The 235-nt window shown below is 54.5% G+C and carries 1 protein-coding gene; it reads right to left on the minus strand.

What is annotated here, in order from left to right:
* A partial coding sequence (locus HEN21_RS23680) for a phage terminase large subunit family protein (RefSeq protein WP_183082980.1) occupies positions 1 to 235 on the minus strand: 235 nt, incomplete at both ends.

Raw genomic sequence — 235 nt, forward strand, 5'->3', positions numbered from 1 at the left:
TCACGGTAGTTTTTTGCCGCTTTACCGCCCAGGCACCAGAAGCCACGACCATTGGTGAAACGCTTCATGGTGAGCGTGTTATCCCGGTGCTTTTTGCCATACCACGGAGCCAGCGCCAGCAGCGACGGAATATCACGGATGGTCGGCTCAACGTGGGTTTTCATGAAGTTTTCGGCATCGCCATCCGTCGGCAACCAGATAAGGGTGTTGCGCTGCTTATGCTCTATGAAGTAGG

The organism is Escherichia sp. 93.1518, from assembly GCF_013368915.2.
Lineage (GTDB): Bacteria > Pseudomonadota > Gammaproteobacteria > Enterobacterales > Enterobacteriaceae > Escherichia > Escherichia ruysiae.